Here is a 17,220-nt window from a genome sequence, read left to right on the forward strand (position 1 = left end):
CGCCAAGATCGGCTGTCACACCTCTAGGCGCGAAAATCCCGCGTCACATCGCCGCAACCTAAGTGAAGCGCAAGTTTGGATGAAGAGCAAGGAACTAGAAAAATCCAAGCGAAGGCGTAGTGAAAGAGCTACGTCGAGTGCAGGATTTTTCGCAGTGACACAGCTATGCGCCAAAATCGCGCTTCACTACTTCGTCCATACTCATCGCGCGCGTATGCTTCGTATGACTCCACTCGTGCTCGTTCCTGTGAATAAACCCGAGGAAGATGATCGGAATCCACGAGTAGATGAACACGGGATAGAGCAGGAGGTAAAACCACGCTTTGAGTTTAGCGCGGACTTTGATCAGGATGATCATGGGCAGGACATACTGCCCGATCATGATGACGGTCATGAGCTGGGACGGGAGGAATTTATAAATGCTCGTATAAAAGGGCGGGAATGCAAGCTGCACATAGCTGATGATGATGAACAAGGTTGAGATCATGAGGAAGTGCGGCTGCAGGAGGTAGAGACACCCGTCCCAAATGCGGATGTCCCTGCGCCGCCATCCCTCGCGCAGCATGGTCGGAATGAATCGATGCGCGACGTCGAACTGCCCCTGCGCCCAGCGGCGGCGCTGGTTCCACGCTTGGCGGAACGTCAGCGGTTTCTCGTCGTAGACGATGGCGTCGTGCGCCCATGTGGTCTTGATGCCCTCGGCGAGGAGCTTCATGGTGAACTCCATGTCCTCGGTGAGACAGGTCGCGCGCCAGCCGTGGCGTTTCAGCACGTCGGTCGTGATGCACATGCCCGTGCCGCCGAGACACGCGGAGAGTCCGATGTTCGTCTTGGCGAGGTGCGAGATGTGGTCGATGACCCAGAACGCGATGGCGAACGTTCCCGCGACCCATGTGTCGTAGGGGTTCTTCGCGTCGAGGTAGCCCTGTATCACCTTGTCGCCCTTGAGAAGGCGGTTGTTCATCTCTTTGAGAAAGTTCGGGTGGACGAGGTTGTCCGCGTCAAAGATGGCGACGGCGTCGTATTCCTTGTCCATAGTGAAAAGGCGGTCGAACATCCACTCAAGCGCAAATCCCTTGCTCTTCTTCATCGGGTGCGTGCGTTCGCAGACGATCGCGCCGGCGTCCGCCGAGATCTGCGCGGTCGCGTCGGTGCAGTTGTCCGCGATGACGTAGATGTCATAGAGTTCGTCGGGATAGTCGAGCCGCTTCAGATTCTCGATGAGCTGTCCGATGACGGCTTCCTCGTTGTGCGCGGCGACGACGACGGCAAAGGTCTTTTCCGGCGTGAGGATCTTCTTCTCCTTGCGCCGCCACAGGCAGCAAAAGCCGATGAAGAAAAAATACAGCGTGAAGAGCAGTATGAAAATCTGCACCGGGATCATGACGATATCGAAGGGATGTGCCGGCAGGAGCGGCGAGAGAGAGTGAATAATCTCAGTCATGCAGCTTCAGCCTTCCTTTTTCGGCATGACGGCGGCAATCGTGTGGTTGACGATGCCAAAGACCGCATAGGTTGCAAAGAGCGCGGCAAAGACGGCGGGCAGCGCCGCCGCGCTTCCAAGATAAATGATGCCCGCGAAAATGACGAGCGCCGCGAGCTTCGCGCCGAGGTAGATTTTTTCTCCGCCGCCCTTAAAATCGGGATAGTGAATATGACTGACCATGAGATAACCGACGACCGCGACGAAGATCGGCGCGGCGGCGCCGAACGCGCGCGGGTCGATGCCGAGCGAGAGGAGCAGCCACACGGTCATGCCGACGAGGTTGCCCCCCGCGGGAATCGCGAGCCCCATGAAATAGCCGTGCACGACCGCGGCATTGACGTTGAACCGCGTGAGCCGCCACATGCCGCAGATGGCAAAGAAGATCGTTGCGGCGACGCCAAGCGATCCATAGCTGTGCAGCACAAACGTCCACGCGAGCAGCGCGGGCGCGATGCCGAACGAGCCGAGGTCGCAGAGCGAGTCCATCTCCTTGCCGAACTCGCTTGAGACGCCGAAAAAGCGCGCTGTCCGCCCGTCCAGTCCATCCGCGATGAGCGCCAAAAAGATAAAGATTGCGCCCCAATCGAGATGTCCCTGCACGGTCGAGAGAATCGAACACATGCCAAAGACCAAATTCATCGCCGTACAGAGATTCGGCAGGAACCGTCTGTAATTCATTCGCCGTCAAGCCTCCCCAGAACGGTGATCCCGCCCTGTACTTTTTCGCCTTTCTCCACGAGCACCTTTGCCCGCACGGGCATGACAACCTCGAGACATGAGCCGAACCGGATCATGCCGTAGATTTCACCCTGCTGCATCTTGTCGTCGAGCGTCACCCACGAGACGATGCGCCGCGCGAGGATGCCCGCGATCTGCTTCACCGTGACGCGCAGATCGCCGCGGTCGATGCCGATGAGATGATGCTCGTTCTCAAAGCCGACCTCGTCCTTATACGCGGGGCGGAATCGCCCGCAGTAATACCGCTGCAGTTTAATCTCGCCGTCGATCGGACTGCGGTTCACATGCACGTTGAACACGGACATGAAGATGACGATCTTGTTACACGGCTCGCCGACAAATTCATCCGCTGGGACGGGGCAAATCTCCGTGACCGTGCCGTCCGCAGGCGAGAGAATATGATCCCTGTGCTGCACGATCTCGCGTGCGGGACTGCGGAAAAAATATGCAAAGTAGCAGGCGAGTATCACAAACGGAACGGCTGCGTAGGGATGCGCAAATCCGCCGAGGATCGCCGCGAGCACGAGTGCCGCGCCAATGAACTTATAGCCCTCGCTGACAATGACCATGCGTCTGCGCCTCCTTTTATTCTCTCATATTATAATGGAAAGCCTATTCTTTGTCCACAAGTGCCGCCCTCATTTTCGCGCGGCGTGTACCTTCAGGACGAATTTCGGCAGGGCGAGCAGTCTGCCCGCACGCTTCGGCTGGAGCATTCCGCGGAAGAGCCATTCGAGCTTTGCCTTTTGCATCCAGCGCGGCGCGCGCTTCATGACGCCCGCCATAACGTCGAGTGTGCCGCCGACGCCGATGGCGACGGGAACGCCGAGCGCCGCGAGATGTTCGTGAATCCACTTCTCCTGTTTTGGCACGCCGAGGGCGACGAGCAGGAGGTCGGGGCGGGCGGTGCGAATATCTGAAATAATCGCATCATTCATGTCCGCCGAAAAGAAACCGTCGCGGACGCCGACGATCTTGATGCCGGGATATAGCTGCTCCGCCTTTGCCTTTGCCTTCTCCGCAACGCCCGGCGCAGCGCCGAAGAAATAGATGCGGCGGTGTGCGGCAGGCGCGCGGCGCAAGAGCTCCTGCACGAGGTCGTAGCCCGCAACGCGTTCTGGCATCGCGTGCCCGAGGTGGCGTGCCGCCCAGACTGTCCCCGCGCCGTCCGGTACGACGAGCGCCGCCGCGGCGAGAACGTCCCGCAGGGCGGCATCCTTCGTCGCGCGCATGATCATCTCCGCGTTCGCCGTCGCGACCGTCACCCCCGCGCGCGCATCCATATAGTACTCGACGGCGGCGACCGCCTCCGGCATCGTCACGGCGTCCACCGCAACGCCCAAAATATTCACACGCTCCGCCAAGGGGCATTTCCTCCTCCCGTATCACGACCCGATGTCGTGAAAAGAGAGCGCCTTCATAGACGCTCTCCCCTATTTCCCGTTACTGCGCCGCGCCGTCCTGCTTCTTCTTCGGAACGGCGGTGCGGATGTAGAGCTCGCGGAGCTGCTTTTCGTCCACCGGCGAGGGTGCCTGACACATGACGTCCGACGCGCTCTGCGTCTTGGGGAACGGAATGACGTCGCGGATCGAACGGCGCTTTGCCATGAGCATCACGAGGCGGTCGAGCCCGAACGCGAGCCCGCCGTGCGGCGGCGTGCCGTATTCGAACGCGTTCATCATGAAGCCGAACTTCTCGCGCGCCTCCTCGGGGCTGAGCCCGAGCGTCTCAAAGACCTGCTCCTGCAAGTCGCTCCGATAGATACGCAGGCTGCCGCCGCCGATCTCGACGCCGTTGAGCACCATGTCGTACGCGTTTGCCTTAACCTTGCCGGGATCGGTTGCGAGCATGGGGATGTCCTCGTCGCGCGGCGCGGTGAAGGGATGATGCATCGCCTTGTATCGTTTTTCCTCCGCGCTGTATTCGAACATGGGGAAATCGACGACCCACAGGAAGGACAGCGCGTCCGGGTCGATGAGCCCGCGGCGGCGTCCCATTTCGAGACGGAGTTCGCCGAGCGCCTGCGCGACGACGGCGGGCTGATCCGCGACGACGAGCAGGAGGTCGCCCGTCTTTGCGCCGACGGCGTTCTTGATGGTCTCGAACGTCTCGTCCGCGTAGAACTTCTTAAACGGAGACTTGACGCCCTCCTCCGTGTACTGAATCCACGCGAGCCCCTTTGCCCCGTAGTTCTGCACATAGGTCACGAGCCCGTCGAGCTCGCGGCGCGGGATGTTGGCGTAGCCCTCAACGTTGATGACCTTGACGCGCCCGCCCGCTTCCATGACGGCGTTGAACACCTTGAACTCCGAGCCGCCGACGTACTCCGTAATGTCCTGCAGCTCCATGCCAAAGCGGAGATCGGGCTTGTCCGAGCCGAACCGCTCCATTGCTTCGTCCCACGACATGCGCGGCAGCGGCGTCTCGATGTGCGCGCCAAGCGTCTTTTCGAATACTTCTTTGACGAGCTCTTCCATCAGGGAGAGAATGGATTCCTGATCCATGAACGACATCTCGATATCGAGCTGGGTAAATTCGGGCTGACGATCCGCGCGCAGATCCTCGTCGCGGAAACAGCGCACGATCTGGAAGTATTTCTCAAATCCGGAGACCATGAGGAGCTGCTTAAAGATCTGCGGGGACTGCGGCAGTGCGTAGAACTCGCCCGCGTTGAGACGGCTCGGCACGAGGAAGTCGCGCGCGCCCTCGGGCGTGCTCTTGCAGAGCATCGGCGTCTCGATTTCGAGGAATCCGCTGCGGTCGAAGAAGTCGCGCATGATCTTTGCGACGCGGTGACGCAGCATGATGTTTGCCTGCATCTCGGGGCGGCGCAGGTCGAGGTAGCGGTAGCGCAGACGTATCATCTCGTCGACGTCGATGCCGTCCTGAATGTAGAACGGCGGCGTCTTTGCCTTGTTGAGAATGCGCAGCTCGCTCACGACGATCTCGACTTCGCCCGTCTCCATGTTTGGGTTCACCGTGTCCGCACTGCGCGCGCGCACGCTGCCGCGCACGGCAATGACGAACTCCGAGCGCAGTGCCTCGGCATCATGAAATGTGCCGCCCGCCATGACCGCCTCGTCAAAGACGATCTGCACGAGCCCCGAGCGGTCGCGCATGTCGACGAAAATCAGTCCGCCGTGGTCGCGGCGGCGCGATACCCAGCCGCACAGCGATACCTCGCCGCCGACGTGCTCCTTGCGCAGCGTGCCGCAGCCATGTGTTCTCTTTAATCCCTGCATTGTTTCCATGTCAGCCCTTCACCTCAGAAATCAGTCGTTGTACCATATCTGCAAGAGGAATCGTCTCCTGCGTGCTCTCCATCATATCGCGCAGCGCCGCCGTGCCGCTCCGCAGCTCATCCTCGCCGAGGATGACGGCATAGCGCGCGCCCGCCTTGTTCGCCTGCTTCATCTGCGCCTTCATGCTGCGCCCCGCATAGTCCATGAGTGCGCGCACGCCGCCGCGCCGCAGGTCGTGCAGCAGCGGGAATGCCGCCGCCCCCGCCGCAGCGCCGAGCGCGATGATGAATACGTCCGCCGCAGGCGGCTCCTCCGGGAGGAGATTCTGCTGCGTGAGGGCGAGCAGGACACGCTCCATCCCCGCCGCAAATCCGACGGCGGGCGTCGGACTCCCGCCAAGTTCCTCGACCAGTCCGTCATAGCGCCCGCCCCCCGCGACGGCGCTCTGCGCACCGAGCGGCGGATAGGCGATCTCGAACGCCGTCCGTGTGTAGTAGTCGAGCCCGCGCACGAGACGCGTGTCGAGCGTGTACGAGACGCCCGCCGCCGTCAGATACGACTGCACCGCATCAAAGTGCGCCGCACATTCGGCGCAGAGACAGTCCGTAATCGCGGGCGCGCCCGCCATGAACGGCTGCGCCGCGTCTGCCTTGCAGTCGAGAATGCGCAGGGGACTGCGCGTGTATCGGTCACGGCAGTCCTCGCAGAGCTCTCCCAGATACTCTTTGAAATACGCCTGCAGCCGCTCGCGGTACGCGGGGCGGCACTGCGGGCAGCCGACCGCGTTCAGTTTCAGCGTCAGCCCCGTAAGCCCGAGTTCCTCAAGGAAGTCCAGCGCGAGCAGGATGATCTCGGCATCCACCGCCGGGCTTTCCTCGCCGACCGCCTCCACGCCGAACTGGTGAAATTCGCGCATCCGCCCCGCCTGCGGGCGGTCATAGCGGAACATTGATCCGATGTAGAAGAGTTTTTGGAGTCCTCCGTCCGCATAGAATTTGTGCTCGAGATAGGCGCGGATCGCCGCAGCGGTGTTCTCGGGGCGCAGCGTGAGACTGCGGTCGCCGCGGTCGGTAAAGGTATACATCTCCTTGTCGACGACGTCCGTCCCGTCGCCGATGCCGCGCTGAAAAAGCTCCGTATGCTCAAAGTGCGGCGTGCGGATCTCCTTGTATCCGTACCGATCGCAGAGTCCGCGAATCACGCGTTCCACATGCGTCCACGCGCCGACTTCCCCGGGCAGTATATCCTTTGTCCCCCGCGGCGCTTTCGTCAGCATCTAGGTTCCTCCTCATACTCGCCGCGCAGGAGCGCGCGGCGCTTTTCAATATAAATGTCGATGTCCCGCAGATATGTCGTCAAATCCTTGGCATTGAATACCGAGCGCATCCTGTCGCCGCGCACGCCGATGACCTTCGTCGTCGCCGCGCCGCCGATGCCGATGATGGTCTGCTGTTCCTCCATGATCTGAACGTTGTACATGCTCTCCGCACCGGGGCGCGCGTAGCCGACGTTCTCAAGGTCGCCGCTCATATATCCCTGCCGATAGAGATAGTACGGGCGGTATCCCGCACGGCGCACGGCATCCGTCGCGGCAGCGCTCATGCGCATCGTCTCCTCGCCGGAGGGGAGCGCGACATGCGTCTCCTCCATCATGCGGCGCAGCTGCGAGCCGCGCTTAATCGCAAGCGCGTGGAGTGTGATGTCGTCGGGGGCGAGCGCCGTCACCTGCGCCATCGACGAGGCGACGTCCTCCGCCGTCTCGCCCGGCAGACCCAAGATGACGTCCATGTTGATATGCACATCGTATGCCGCACGCAAATCGCGAAGCATCTGTACGACCTCCGCGGGCGTATGCCGCCGCCCGATGCGGCGCAGCGTGCGCTCCTGCATGGACTGGGGGTTCACGCTGACGCGCGTCACGCGGTACTTTTTCATGCAGGAAATCTTCTCCGCGCTCATGCTGTCGGGACGCCCCGCCTCGACCGTGAATTCCACAATCGACGATCCATAAAAGGCATTATATACCATTTCGAGCATTTCGGCAAAAAAATCATTCGGCAGGCTCGTCGGCGTCCCTCCGCCGACGTAGATGTTCTGCACGGTGAGCCCGAGCGCGGCGATGTCCGCGGCGGCGGCGGCAATGTCGCGCGCGAGCACGCACATAAAGCCGCGCAGCTTCTCCTCGCGCGGCAGGATGTTCGCCGGGAACGAGCAGTAGAGACAGCGCGTGATGCAGAACGGAATGCCGACGTAGACGCTCACCGTCCGCGCATCCGTCCGCGCGAGCAGCGGCTGCTGGCGCACGGCGACCTCCGTGATGAGCGCCGCTTTCTCCAAACTGCAAAAATAATCGTCTTGCAGCCTTTGAACGACCGCCGCGGCAGTCATCCCGCCGCGCATCCACCGATGTACGATCTTGGTCGGACGTACCCCATGCAAAATACCCCATGGAGCATGGGGCATTTGAAAGTGTTCTCTGACAAATTGATAGAAGTTCCGTTTGATTGCGCGGTGCACGGCTGCACGTACCTGCTCGTCCGCACAGCCCGCCGACGTATACGAATGTGTCTCGCTCGTGCCGTCTATATGAAAGAGCAGCACCTCGGTCGTCACGACGGGCGGCTGCGCCCACCGTTCCCGGTTCACCACCGACAGCTGCGCGTAGTCCGCCGCCCCCGCCGTACCCACAATCTCGATGTGAAAGAGCGTCAGCACCTCGCGGATGATTTTACGGACGACCTCGGCGCGGCTGTTTACGGTCAGTGTCCTTACTCTCACGCCTTGCTCTTCTTCTCCCGACACTTGCCGCAGATGCCGAAGAACTTCGCCTGATGGTTCTCCACCTTGAAGCCCGTCTTTTTGAAAATATCCTCCTCGAGATGCTCGAGCATATCCTCTTCGAACTCCGTGATTTCCTTGCACTCCGTACAGATGAGATGATGATGGAAATGCTGGTTCGGATCGACAGGATTCAGCTCGTATGAATACGATCCCTTGTTGCGTTTGTCAAATTCCTTGCCAAATTCAATTTTTTGAAGAATGCCGAGCGAGACCAGGATCTCAAGGCTGCGATATACCGTCGCAAGCCCGATCTCGGATTCCGTGCCGCGCAGAAGGTCATAAATCTTCTCCGCGCTCAAATGCTCGCCCGGATGATCGAGGATGACCTGCAGCACGATCTGGCGCTGCGGCGTCATCTTACGCTGCGTTGCCTGCAGTCGTTTTTTGAGATCCTCCATGGTATAAGTATCTGCCATATTCTTTCCCCTCCATGTCCCGGTGACACTATGGCGCTCCTAACATATAATCACAATCATTGAGAATAGTATAGCACAGACGCGACACTTTTGCTATAGTGTTCATTCATTCATGAAGAATATTTTACAAAAATGTTCACTTTGCAATACGCCGCAAGGTTTCCATGATGAGCTTTGCCTCGGGGACGACCGCCGCGACCTCGATGCGCTCGTTCGGCGTATGGATATCGTGTGCTGTGACACCGATGGACACCATGTCGAGCGCAGGATTCTTCGCCGCGTGCCAGCTCGTCTCGAGCCCCGCATGGATGCTCTCGATCGTCATTGCCTTGCCGCCGTTCTGATCGGCATAGACCTCTCCCATAATTTTCGCAAGTGCGCTCTCTGCGTTCTCGCGCCACGCGGGAGACTGTGTGCCGATGACAAGGTTAAAGCCGGTGAGCTCCGACACGGCACGCGACGTCATAATAATTTCGGACAGCTGCTCGTTGACCGAGGAGCGTGGGAAATACGCGGCGCGTACCTCGTATTCGTCCATGGCAACGACGCCGAGGTTCGCCGAGGTCTCGACGAGCCCCGGGTGCAGGCGCGACATCTCGTAGACACCTGTGCGCAGGATGATAAGCAGCGCAAGCAGGTCGTGCATCTCCTGTCCGCCAATTGCTTTGCCTGCATTCTGCACGGGCGTAAAGGAAAATTTCATGCCGGGATCGGCAGCACCATAGATGCTGTGGAACCGCTTTTCTTCCTCCACGAGAATATCGACCAGTTCCCGTTCGTTCATCTCCGTATAGATAACTGCGGATGCTGTCGAAGGGATCGCATTGCGTGCGACACCGCCATGGAAATCGGCAAGAGTGATGCGACCTTGCTCATGGATGCGGCGCAGGGCAAGCGCGAGCGTCCGTATCGCATTGCCTCGTCCCGCACCGATGCGCTCGCCTGAATGCCCGCCGAGCAGTCCCTGTACCTCGATGCGGTAGGCCGTCCCATCCCCCTCATGCCGTGTGAGGCTCCGTGCATAGTCGAGGTTGACGCTGCCCGCGCTGCCGACGGTCATGATGTGGTAGTCCTCGGAGTCACAGTTGATGAGATACTTTGCCTCGGCAAGATACGCCTCATCCAGTTTCTGCGCCCCCGTCATGCCGACCTCCTCGTCAACGGTGATAATTGCGCGGAGCGGTCCGTGTTCTTCCGTATATTGAAAGACAGCGATGATCTCGGCGACGCCGATGCCGTCGTCTCCGCCGAGGCTCGTTCCCTCCGCGCTGATAAACTCTGCTGTCCGCACCATTTTGATGGGATCGTGCAAGGGATCATACGAAACACCGGGTGCGGCGACGCAGACCATATCCATGTGCCCCTGCAAAATCGTCAGCGGCGCATGTTCCTTCCCCTGCGCCCCCGGCAGATCGGCAATGATATTATTGTGCTCATCTTGCGTGACCGTGCAGCCTAGATCGCTAAATCGTTTCTTTAGGTAATCGCTGACGGCGCGCTCATGTCCCGAAGGGCGCGGAATATGCGTCAGCGCCTCAAATTCCGCAATCACAGCTTCGAGCAGTTTCTCATCGTCTATCATAGCTCTCCTCCTTGCCCCTGCGGGCGCTCACAACACAATGCAAAAGAGGCGATCATACGCAACCGTATGTCCGCCTCCATTCATGCTAAAAATTATCACGCTAAAAAATTATTTTTTTGCCTCATCGACAGCTTTCTCGACCGCTTCTTTGAACTGATCGTAGCTGATGGTCGCACCTGCGACGGCGTCCACCTTCGAGAGATCTTTTTTGGATTCGAGCTGACTTGCGTAGGAGCCGATCGCCTTGTAGGCGTTCTGCGCCTTCTTCTGTGCGCCCGGTTCCTTGCCCTCGCCGTAGTGCTCGTCCTTCACATTGCCATTCTTATCGATACCGGTATGAACAACCTTAGTGATTGCGCCGTCCTTGATGGTTAGCTCGACATGGGAGTGACCGACTTTCGCTTCGGAACTGTCCGCCGAGAACGTGCCGTCCTTGACACCCGTCATATCGAGTACGGCTTCCTGTGATGTTTCTTTACCGGCATCCTTCTGTGCCGATTTATCGTCGCCGCATCCCGTAAGGAGGAGTCCCGCACTGATGAGAATCGCGGTGCCGAGTGTTATACTTCTTTTCATCGTCTCACGCCGTCCTTTCACGCATATGCCCATGTTCGATAATAACGCAACGCTGCGCCTCCTCGCCGACCTCAGCGGAGTGCGTAACGGTCAGAATCGTATGCCCCTCGTCATGCAGCTCGTGGAAAATTTTCATGACGAGTTTCTGATTCTGTTCGTCAAGGTTGCCCGTCGGCTCGTCCGCGAGAATGAGGACGGGGTAGTTGATCAGCGCACGCGCAATGCAGACACGCTGCTGCTCGCCGCCCGAGAGCTGGCTCGGCAGATGGCTCGCACGGTCGGCAAGTCCGACGCGCTCGAGTGCCGCCATCGCCTCGTCGCGGTCGGGCATACTATGATAATACTGCGCAACCATGATATTTTCAACTGCCGTGAGGTAGGGAATCATGTGAAATTGCTGAAAAACGATCCCGATCTTATCGCGGCGATAGCGAGTGAGTTCCTCGGGGCTCGCGTCCGTCAGCACCTCGCCGTCGAGGATCACCTCGCCGCTCGTCGCGCTGTCCATGCAGCCGATGATGTTCATCAGCGTAGACTTTCCTGAGCCGGAAGGGCCCATGACGGCAAGCCATTCGCCCTTTTCGACCTTCAGATTGACATCCTCGAGCGCGAGGAATTTTTCATTGTAGGCCTTTGATACATGCCTTAGTTCAAGCAGACTCATTATTTCCTCCTCCAACTCATTCGCCGCGCAGGATGATCGCGGGATCCACATTCGTCGCAATACGTACGGGCAGGAGCGACGCCACGCCCGTGACGAAGATGGACATGATCAATGCCACGACAACAATCGTTGCCGAAAACTCGATGCCGCGCCCGAATACATTTACACTGACGCTCTCGGCGAAGAGGTACCCAAATCCCGAGCCGAGCACGCCGCCGAGCGCGCCGAGGAGACATCCCTCGCCGAAGAACTCCGCCACGATATGACGGTTGTCTGCGCCGAGCGCCTTTTTAAGGCCGATCTCTTTGCGCCGCTCCGTGACGATTGCCATCATCGTGGTCGACACGCAGATGAGCGTCAGCACGAGCACAACGATCGTCACGATGAGTACGAGCGCTTGGAGCTTTCCGAGCACTGTGTCCTGCGACTGCGCGATCTGCTTGACAAGCTGCGGTTCGGCGCCCGGCACGTCGGCGCGAATCTTTGCCTCCGCGCGTGCGAGATCCTCCTGCCCCGCGACGACGGAGACCTGCGCGAGGCTGATCTCATCGGGACGATTCTTAATGCTCTGCAGTTCTCCCAGCGGGACAAAAACGAAGTTCTCCTCGTTGCCGCCCGTGCGGACGATGCCGGAGACGCGGTAATCGCTCACGATCGTCCCCTCGCCGCCCGATACCGTCACGGTATCGCCGGGCGAGACACGCAGTTTCTGTGCGAACTCCGCGCCGAGCAAAATATCCTTTTCTCCCGGCGCCGGCCAGTCGCCGCGAATCTGCCAATAGGGGCTGACCTCCTGCAGAACGGCAAAATCCGTGCCGCCCGCCATCACCGTCTGATGATTGACGAGAAGCGTATCATAGAGGAACGGTGTAATACCGACGATCTCATAGTCCGAGAGGGTCTTTCGGACATTTGCAATCGTATCTTCATGGATCACCGGCTGATCTCCGCCCGGCAGGATGAGCATATTCGCGCCGTACGCGCGGAACGCACGTCCCATCTGCTCCGGTACTTCTTTGTATACCGTAATCATGCCCGAGATGATCGTCGCTCCGATTGCGACGGCGAGCAGGGCAATTGCCATGCGTGCCTTGCGCCGCAGGAGGGAGTTGGCGATCATGATAAAAAACATCTTATAGCGATTCATTGTATATCACCTGCCATGTAGAACCTCTGCGGGATGAAGTGAGAGCAGCATACGGATCGCCGGCACGCTGCCGATGATGAGCACGAGCGACATCAGGACGGCGATGAGCGGCACAACATACGGATTCACGGCAATGCCGGAGCCGAACACCGTCTCGCCGATGAGCTGTGCAAAGCCCAGCCCCACGAAGTAGCCGAACACGCCCCCGATGATGCCTGCGATGAAGATCTCCGCGAGCACGGAGAGTACGACGGCGATATTCGTTGCGCCGAGCGCCTTGAGGAGTCCCAGCTCGCGGCTGCGCTCCATGATGTTCGCACTGATAAGGTTGCTGACGCCGAGACTCGAGGAGAGCAGCGAGAGTACGGTAATGAGGAGCATGAGAAGCTGCGTCTTATCGAGGATCTTGCCCTCGGACTCCGCGATCTGGCGCACGGGATGCGCCGCAGCGTTCTGCATGACTTCCTCGATCTGATAGGCGATCGATCCGACATAGGAGGTGCAGTACCAAATATCGTATTCCGCCTGCGAAAGCGACTTTGGATTCTCCGCCGCCTTGCGCGCGAGGTCGTTCTCCGGCGTCGTCATGGCGCTGACCTCGACCTGATCGATCTTTCCTTCGGCATGGGCAAGGCTCTGTGCGAGGCTGAGTGCGCCGACAATTTGATTCTCCTCATTGCCGCCGCCCGAGACGACGCCCATGACGCGGAGCGTTCCCTCCGTGCCGTCCTCTTTCGTATAGGACAGCGTACTGCCCGCCGATACGCCGAGTTTCTGCGCGAGCTTTGCGCCGACGAGCACTTCGTCCTGCTGTGCGTCATCCGCCCAGTCGCCGTCTATATGCCACCACGACTTCATGAATTTCACGCCCGTCGTGTAGGTCTCGTCCGTCGGCAGCGTGAGCGTATGCTCAAACCACGTGCCGAAGAGCTGTTCCTTCTCACCGTCCGCGAGCGTAATGCTCGTCGTCAGGGACGGAGCAAAGGCAACGATGTTGTTTGTCCAAAAGATCGTCTTGATATTGCCGAGGTCTTCTTCCTCAAGGTATTCGCGATGTGTGCTTGTCGTCGTCTCCACACCGTAGAGATCCTTGAGCACCATCGAGTTGCGCGGCGTCACCGTGATATTCGCGCCGAACGCCTTCAGCTCTTGGTTCACCTTCTCACCGATGTCAAACATGACGTTCAGCATGGCGGTTGCGAGTGAGACGCCGAGCGCGACTGTCAGAGCGATGAGGATGAACCTCCCGCGCTGGCGGATCAGCGCCCCTTTTACCATTTGCCAAAACATGGCTTACCTCCTCTCATGCCGCCCCATCAGCGGAAGTGAACACGCGCAGCCTCAAGTGCATCCGCCTGAATCTGCACTTCGCCGCTTGCCACACGATAATCCACGGGAATCGGGTTGCATCCGCCGGGCAGTCCAATCGTCGCCTTGTTCATAACGACATCGCAGAGCCGGCAGACGATCTGACCGTCACGTTCCAAATAACCCGTCGGGCCGCAGATCTCGCACGCGTCAAGTCCGACGCCAAAGGCAGAGCCGCCCTTTTGCACGATGATAACGCGCACCTCCGTCCCGTCCGAGGCACGGAACGCAAAGCGGTGGAGATGTCCGTCCGAGACCTCCTCGAGGGGAATGTGCACCACACCGTCCTCTGCCTTCACGGCGACCGCGGGGACGAGCGCTTCCTTCTTATTCGCGTACCAGCCGCCGACGCTTGAGACCAGCACCGTCACAAACAGCATGGCGAGGAGCCCCGAACCCCAGCGTTTCCGACGAATGGAACGCGAAAGAATCTGACGGTACTGCGCCGGATTCGCCCAGTCCGGACGCTCCGGACGCGGCTGTAAAAAGAGCGTGATGGGAACGAGGATCGACACGAAGTAGATCGCATAGATAACTTTATTCTGATTGTCGATAAACGGCGCCATGAAAGAGATGAGACTCTCGGCGCCAAACACTTGACGCGCCATCATGACCGTCATGACAAAGATGATCTGTTGAATCGCGGTCGCTATGATCTGTACGGTGAATACGAACACCAATCGTCCATGATTGAGCGCCGCTGCCGCTTTATAGGCAAGATAGCCCGAGAGGAAGCCGAGAAAAATGCCCCCGACAAAACCGAGCATCTTGATGAAAAAGTTCAATGTCACATAGTCGCCCATCGCAACCTGCACGATGGCGACGGGGATCAGCCATAGTTCGAGTCCGTGATAGAGGAAGAGTCCAAGTGTCAGCGCCCCCGTGCCGATGCGAAAGACGCGCTCCTCTCTTCCCGTCCATGTCCTGTGGATGCTGCGCAGGAGAATCGTGCAGAGCACGATCGCACCGACGAGATCAACAGTGATCGCCATACTCTCAAAGATCTCGCGGTTCACCGCCGAGCGCGTGCCGACGCGCACCGCCGTCATGAATACCGAGAGGAAAAAGCCCCATTTGAGAACGCGTGTAAATGTGCGGCGAATACTTTGATCGGGCAGAGGCAAAATGATTGCAAGCAAAATGCCGAGCGGCACGGCGAGTTTCACACTCTCTTCCAGTGCCGGTACCAATTGTTGTAAAAATGCCTGTAACATTAGAATTTCCCTTTCCTATTAGAAAAGCCGCCGTCCCGGTCGGGCGGCAGCCGTTCTAATACCGGCAGGAACACGGCGGACACGATATCATCGTGCCGCCGCTGCCATCATGTGTGCGCTGGAAATTACCACTTACGCGGAACGTAGTTGAACACCCAGCTCATCTTGACCGGCTCGGTCCAGAAGTGACCCGGAACGCCCGTCTCAGGATCCGTGTGGAGCATGTAGTTTTGACGTGCGGGGCTGTCGATCGAAAACTCGCAGTCATAGGTTCCCGCGCCGAGCATCTTGACGTTCGCACCGTAGTGCGGGCCGTCGTCCGCGCTCATCGGCATGAATACGCCCTCAAGGCTCTCACCCGTCTCGCGTTTCGTGAACTTGTAGTGCACCGTCAGATACGGAATCCACTCGCCGACGCCGAAGCCGCACTCATTGCCTTCGGTCGCATGGATATCCGTCTCGATGTGGATATCCGCCTGATCTGCGGGAAGGCTCATTCCTGCGGGCTCCATCGTGACCGGCTGGAAGTAAACGAGCGCAACCTTGAAGTGGTTCGTCGTGTCCTCAAGCTCGTCGCCGATCGGGAATTCCTCAAACGCAGCTTCACTGACGCTCGCATTGATCGCAAAGGTCGAGAACGCAATCGCGCCGACGGCAAGAGCCTTCTTGAGCATACTGAGACCGGATTTCTTCATGGGTAAATCCTCCTTAAAGAAAATAACTTCTTTCCTCTCTATCGAGGAAAAACGACTTACGCCGCTGCTGTTGCAGAGCGTTTTTTATATGATACCACCGCCGCAGCGATAATGACAAGCAAAATCTGCGGAATGATGGTTTCATAGGTGGGGTAAAGGCCAAGCACATCGATGCTTGGAATGGGGACCGCCTCGATGACCGATGTCGAGACGACATCCGCCTCCTGCAGCGCCTTGACGCCGCCGCCGAGGAACGTAACGGCAAGGACGAACATGAAGATGCTCGTGACCTTGAAGAACGGCCCGATGGGAATGCGCAGCGCGCCCCGCTGCATGAGGAAGAACATAATGGCAAGCACGGCGCATGCTGCGACAAAGCCTGCCCAGATCATATCGATATCGCCCGCCGCGTTGTTAAAGAGCGCCTGATAGAAGAGAATGACCTCCGCGCCCTCGCGGTACACGGCGAGGAACGCGGCAAAGCCGAGTGCGCGCGCCTTTCCCGTCGAGAGACTGAGCTTCACCTTGCTCTCGATGTATTTCTTCCACGCATTCGCATTGGACTTGCCGCCCATCCATGCCGACGTCCCAAGGAGGACGACGACGGCAAAGAGCGCGGTAAATCCTTCGATCGCTTCGCGGCTCGCGCCCGTCGCATTCGCATCGAGCACGGAGTTGAAGAGATAGGCGCTGATGAAGCTCATCACAATACCCGCAATCGCCCAGTTGTAGATGGCGGAGAGTTCCTTCTCATGCCCCGCACGTCCAAGATAGGCGATGATGCCGAGCAGGACGAGCATCGCCTCAATGCCCTCGCGCAGCAGAATGACGAATGCCTGGAGGAACATCGCCCAGCCGCCCGACTGGACGCCGGAGTTCTCGAGCGTTGTGACCTCCACTTGGATCATGTCGAGGAGCTTATCCCCCTCGGCCTTCACCTCATCCTGCGTCGCCCCCGCACGGATCACCTTTTTCAGCGTGTAGAACTGATACTCCGTGAGGTTGGCACTCTTGGACGAGATGCCGCTGCGCACGGCGCTCTCAAGGCCGTCCTTCTCATAGATGCCGTAATAGATGTCGTTGACGGCGTTCTTCGCCCCCTCGGCATCACCGGACTGATAGATCGTGTAAACATTATCCAGTTCGGTGCGGATATGGTCGTGAATCTGCTGCCATGTCTGCGCTGCATTCGCAGGTGCAGACGGCAGGAGCAGGAATATTGCTGCAATCAGCATAAGAATTTTTTTCAT

General features: G+C 59.0%; 16 protein-coding genes. All 16 read right to left on the bottom strand.

Annotation, left to right across the window (positions count from 1 at the left end):
* Positions 1-163 precede the first annotated feature (163 nt).
* The 16 genes from HMPREF1147_RS05650 to HMPREF1147_RS05725 all read right to left on the bottom strand — a co-directional run bounded on the left by HMPREF1147_RS05650 (position 164) and on the right by HMPREF1147_RS05725 (position 17,220).
* Positions 164-1,444, bottom strand: coding sequence for a glycosyltransferase family 2 protein (locus HMPREF1147_RS05650; protein ID WP_009658086.1), 1,281 nt, complete (start codon positions 1,442-1,444; stop codon positions 164-166).
* 6 nt (positions 1,445-1,450) lie between these two features.
* Positions 1,451-2,164 (bottom strand): CDP-diacylglycerol--serine O-phosphatidyltransferase, encoded by a 714-nt coding sequence (pssA, locus tag HMPREF1147_RS05655; protein ID WP_009349989.1) that lies wholly within the window; start codon positions 2,162-2,164, stop codon positions 1,451-1,453.
* Positions 2,161-2,793 carry a phosphatidylserine decarboxylase gene (locus tag HMPREF1147_RS05660; protein WP_009438026.1) on the bottom strand — a complete coding sequence of 211 codons (633 nt, stop codon included), beginning with the start codon at positions 2,791-2,793 and terminating at the stop codon, positions 2,161-2,163. The genes pssA and HMPREF1147_RS05660 overlap by 4 nt, the downstream gene beginning before the upstream one ends.
* A 69-nt stretch (positions 2,794-2,862) precedes the next feature.
* The gene (locus HMPREF1147_RS05665; protein ID WP_009438012.1) at positions 2,863-3,588 is read right to left on the bottom strand and encodes a WecB/TagA/CpsF family glycosyltransferase; all 726 of its coding nucleotides are present in this window, start codon (positions 3,586-3,588) and stop codon (positions 2,863-2,865) included.
* A gap of 79 nt (positions 3,589-3,667) precedes the next feature.
* Positions 3,668-5,476: an aspartate--tRNA ligase gene (gene aspS, locus HMPREF1147_RS05670; protein ID WP_009658110.1), complete on the bottom strand. Its 1,809-nt coding sequence runs from the start codon at positions 5,474-5,476 to the stop codon at positions 3,668-3,670.
* Between the two features lies 1 nt (position 5,477).
* Positions 5,478-6,743, bottom strand: coding sequence for a histidine--tRNA ligase (hisS, locus tag HMPREF1147_RS05675; RefSeq protein WP_009658071.1), 1,266 nt, complete (start codon positions 6,741-6,743; stop codon positions 5,478-5,480).
* Complete coding sequence (hemZ, locus tag HMPREF1147_RS05680; protein WP_009658118.1) at positions 6,737-8,245, bottom strand: coproporphyrinogen dehydrogenase HemZ; 1,509 nt, start codon at positions 8,243-8,245, stop codon at positions 6,737-6,739. The genes hisS and hemZ overlap by 7 nt, the downstream gene beginning before the upstream one ends.
* Complete coding sequence (locus HMPREF1147_RS05685) at positions 8,242-8,724, bottom strand: Fur family transcriptional regulator (protein WP_009349983.1); 483 nt, start codon at positions 8,722-8,724, stop codon at positions 8,242-8,244. The genes hemZ and HMPREF1147_RS05685 overlap by 4 nt, the downstream gene beginning before the upstream one ends.
* Positions 8,725-8,860: 136 nt before the next feature.
* Positions 8,861-10,306 carry a beta-Ala-His dipeptidase gene (gene pepD, locus HMPREF1147_RS05690; RefSeq protein WP_009658068.1) on the bottom strand — a complete coding sequence of 482 codons (1,446 nt, stop codon included), beginning with the start codon at positions 10,304-10,306 and terminating at the stop codon, positions 8,861-8,863.
* Positions 10,307-10,414: 108 nt separating this feature from the next.
* On the bottom strand, positions 10,415-10,882 hold the full coding sequence (locus HMPREF1147_RS05695; protein ID WP_009658059.1) for an FMN-binding protein: 468 nt from the start codon (positions 10,880-10,882) through the stop codon (positions 10,415-10,417).
* A gap of 4 nt (positions 10,883-10,886) precedes the next feature.
* Positions 10,887-11,546 (bottom strand): ABC transporter ATP-binding protein, encoded by a 660-nt coding sequence (locus tag HMPREF1147_RS05700; protein ID WP_009438041.1) that lies wholly within the window; start codon positions 11,544-11,546, stop codon positions 10,887-10,889.
* Positions 11,547-11,562: 16 nt separating this feature from the next.
* Positions 11,563-12,693, bottom strand: coding sequence for an FtsX-like permease family protein (locus HMPREF1147_RS05705; RefSeq protein ID WP_009349979.1), 1,131 nt, complete (start codon positions 12,691-12,693; stop codon positions 11,563-11,565).
* A gap of 6 nt (positions 12,694-12,699) precedes the next feature.
* A complete protein-coding gene (locus HMPREF1147_RS05710; protein WP_009658082.1) occupies positions 12,700-13,983 on the bottom strand; it encodes an ABC transporter permease in 1,284 nt (427 codons plus the stop codon).
* A 26-nt stretch (positions 13,984-14,009) separates the two neighbouring features.
* The gene (locus HMPREF1147_RS05715) at positions 14,010-15,275 is read right to left on the bottom strand and encodes a DUF2318 domain-containing protein (protein WP_009658117.1); all 1,266 of its coding nucleotides are present in this window, start codon (positions 15,273-15,275) and stop codon (positions 14,010-14,012) included.
* Positions 15,276-15,400: 125 nt separating this feature from the next.
* A complete protein-coding gene (locus HMPREF1147_RS05720; protein WP_009349976.1) occupies positions 15,401-15,970 on the bottom strand; it encodes an iron transporter in 570 nt (189 codons plus the stop codon).
* A gap of 56 nt (positions 15,971-16,026) precedes the next feature.
* Complete coding sequence (locus HMPREF1147_RS05725) at positions 16,027-17,220, bottom strand: FTR1 family protein (protein ID WP_009658112.1); 1,194 nt, start codon at positions 17,218-17,220, stop codon at positions 16,027-16,029.

This window comes from Selenomonas sp. FOBRC9, assembly GCF_000287655.1.
GTDB lineage: Bacteria > Bacillota > Negativicutes > Selenomonadales > Selenomonadaceae > Centipeda > Centipeda artemidis.

What these genes read in the sequence shown, in the direction of transcription:
- HMPREF1147_RS05705 (WP_009349979.1), bottom strand. Translation starts at nt 12,693, where the DNA reads ATGAATCGCTATAAGATGTTTTTTATCATGATCGCCAACTCCCTCCTG.
- HMPREF1147_RS05660 (WP_009438026.1), bottom strand. Translation starts at nt 2,793, where the DNA reads ATGGTCATTGTCAGCGAGGGCTATAAGTTCATTGGCGCGGCACTCGTG.
- HMPREF1147_RS05685 (WP_009349983.1), bottom strand. Translation starts at nt 8,724, where the DNA reads ATGGCAGATACTTATACCATGGAGGATCTCAAAAAACGACTGCAGGCA.
- pssA (WP_009349989.1), bottom strand. Translation starts at nt 2,164, where the DNA reads ATGAATTACAGACGGTTCCTGCCGAATCTCTGTACGGCGATGAATTTG.
- HMPREF1147_RS05650 (WP_009658086.1), bottom strand. Translation starts at nt 1,444, where the DNA reads ATGACTGAGATTATTCACTCTCTCTCGCCGCTCCTGCCGGCACATCCC.
- HMPREF1147_RS05720 (WP_009349976.1), bottom strand. Translation starts at nt 15,970, where the DNA reads ATGAAGAAATCCGGTCTCAGTATGCTCAAGAAGGCTCTTGCCGTCGGC.
- HMPREF1147_RS05700 (WP_009438041.1), bottom strand. Translation starts at nt 11,546, where the DNA reads ATGAGTCTGCTTGAACTAAGGCATGTATCAAAGGCCTACAATGAAAAA.
- HMPREF1147_RS05710 (WP_009658082.1), bottom strand. Translation starts at nt 13,983, where the DNA reads ATGTTTTGGCAAATGGTAAAAGGGGCGCTGATCCGCCAGCGCGGGAGG.
- hisS (WP_009658071.1), bottom strand. Translation starts at nt 6,743, where the DNA reads ATGCTGACGAAAGCGCCGCGGGGGACAAAGGATATACTGCCCGGGGAA.
- HMPREF1147_RS05695 (WP_009658059.1), bottom strand. Translation starts at nt 10,882, where the DNA reads ATGAAAAGAAGTATAACACTCGGCACCGCGATTCTCATCAGTGCGGGA.
- HMPREF1147_RS05715 (WP_009658117.1), bottom strand. Translation starts at nt 15,275, where the DNA reads ATGTTACAGGCATTTTTACAACAATTGGTACCGGCACTGGAAGAGAGT.
- aspS (WP_009658110.1), bottom strand. Translation starts at nt 5,476, where the DNA reads ATGGAAACAATGCAGGGATTAAAGAGAACACATGGCTGCGGCACGCTG.
- pepD (WP_009658068.1), bottom strand. Translation starts at nt 10,306, where the DNA reads ATGATAGACGATGAGAAACTGCTCGAAGCTGTGATTGCGGAATTTGAG.
- HMPREF1147_RS05725 (WP_009658112.1), bottom strand. Translation starts at nt 17,220, where the DNA reads ATGAAAAAAATTCTTATGCTGATTGCAGCAATATTCCTGCTCCTGCCG.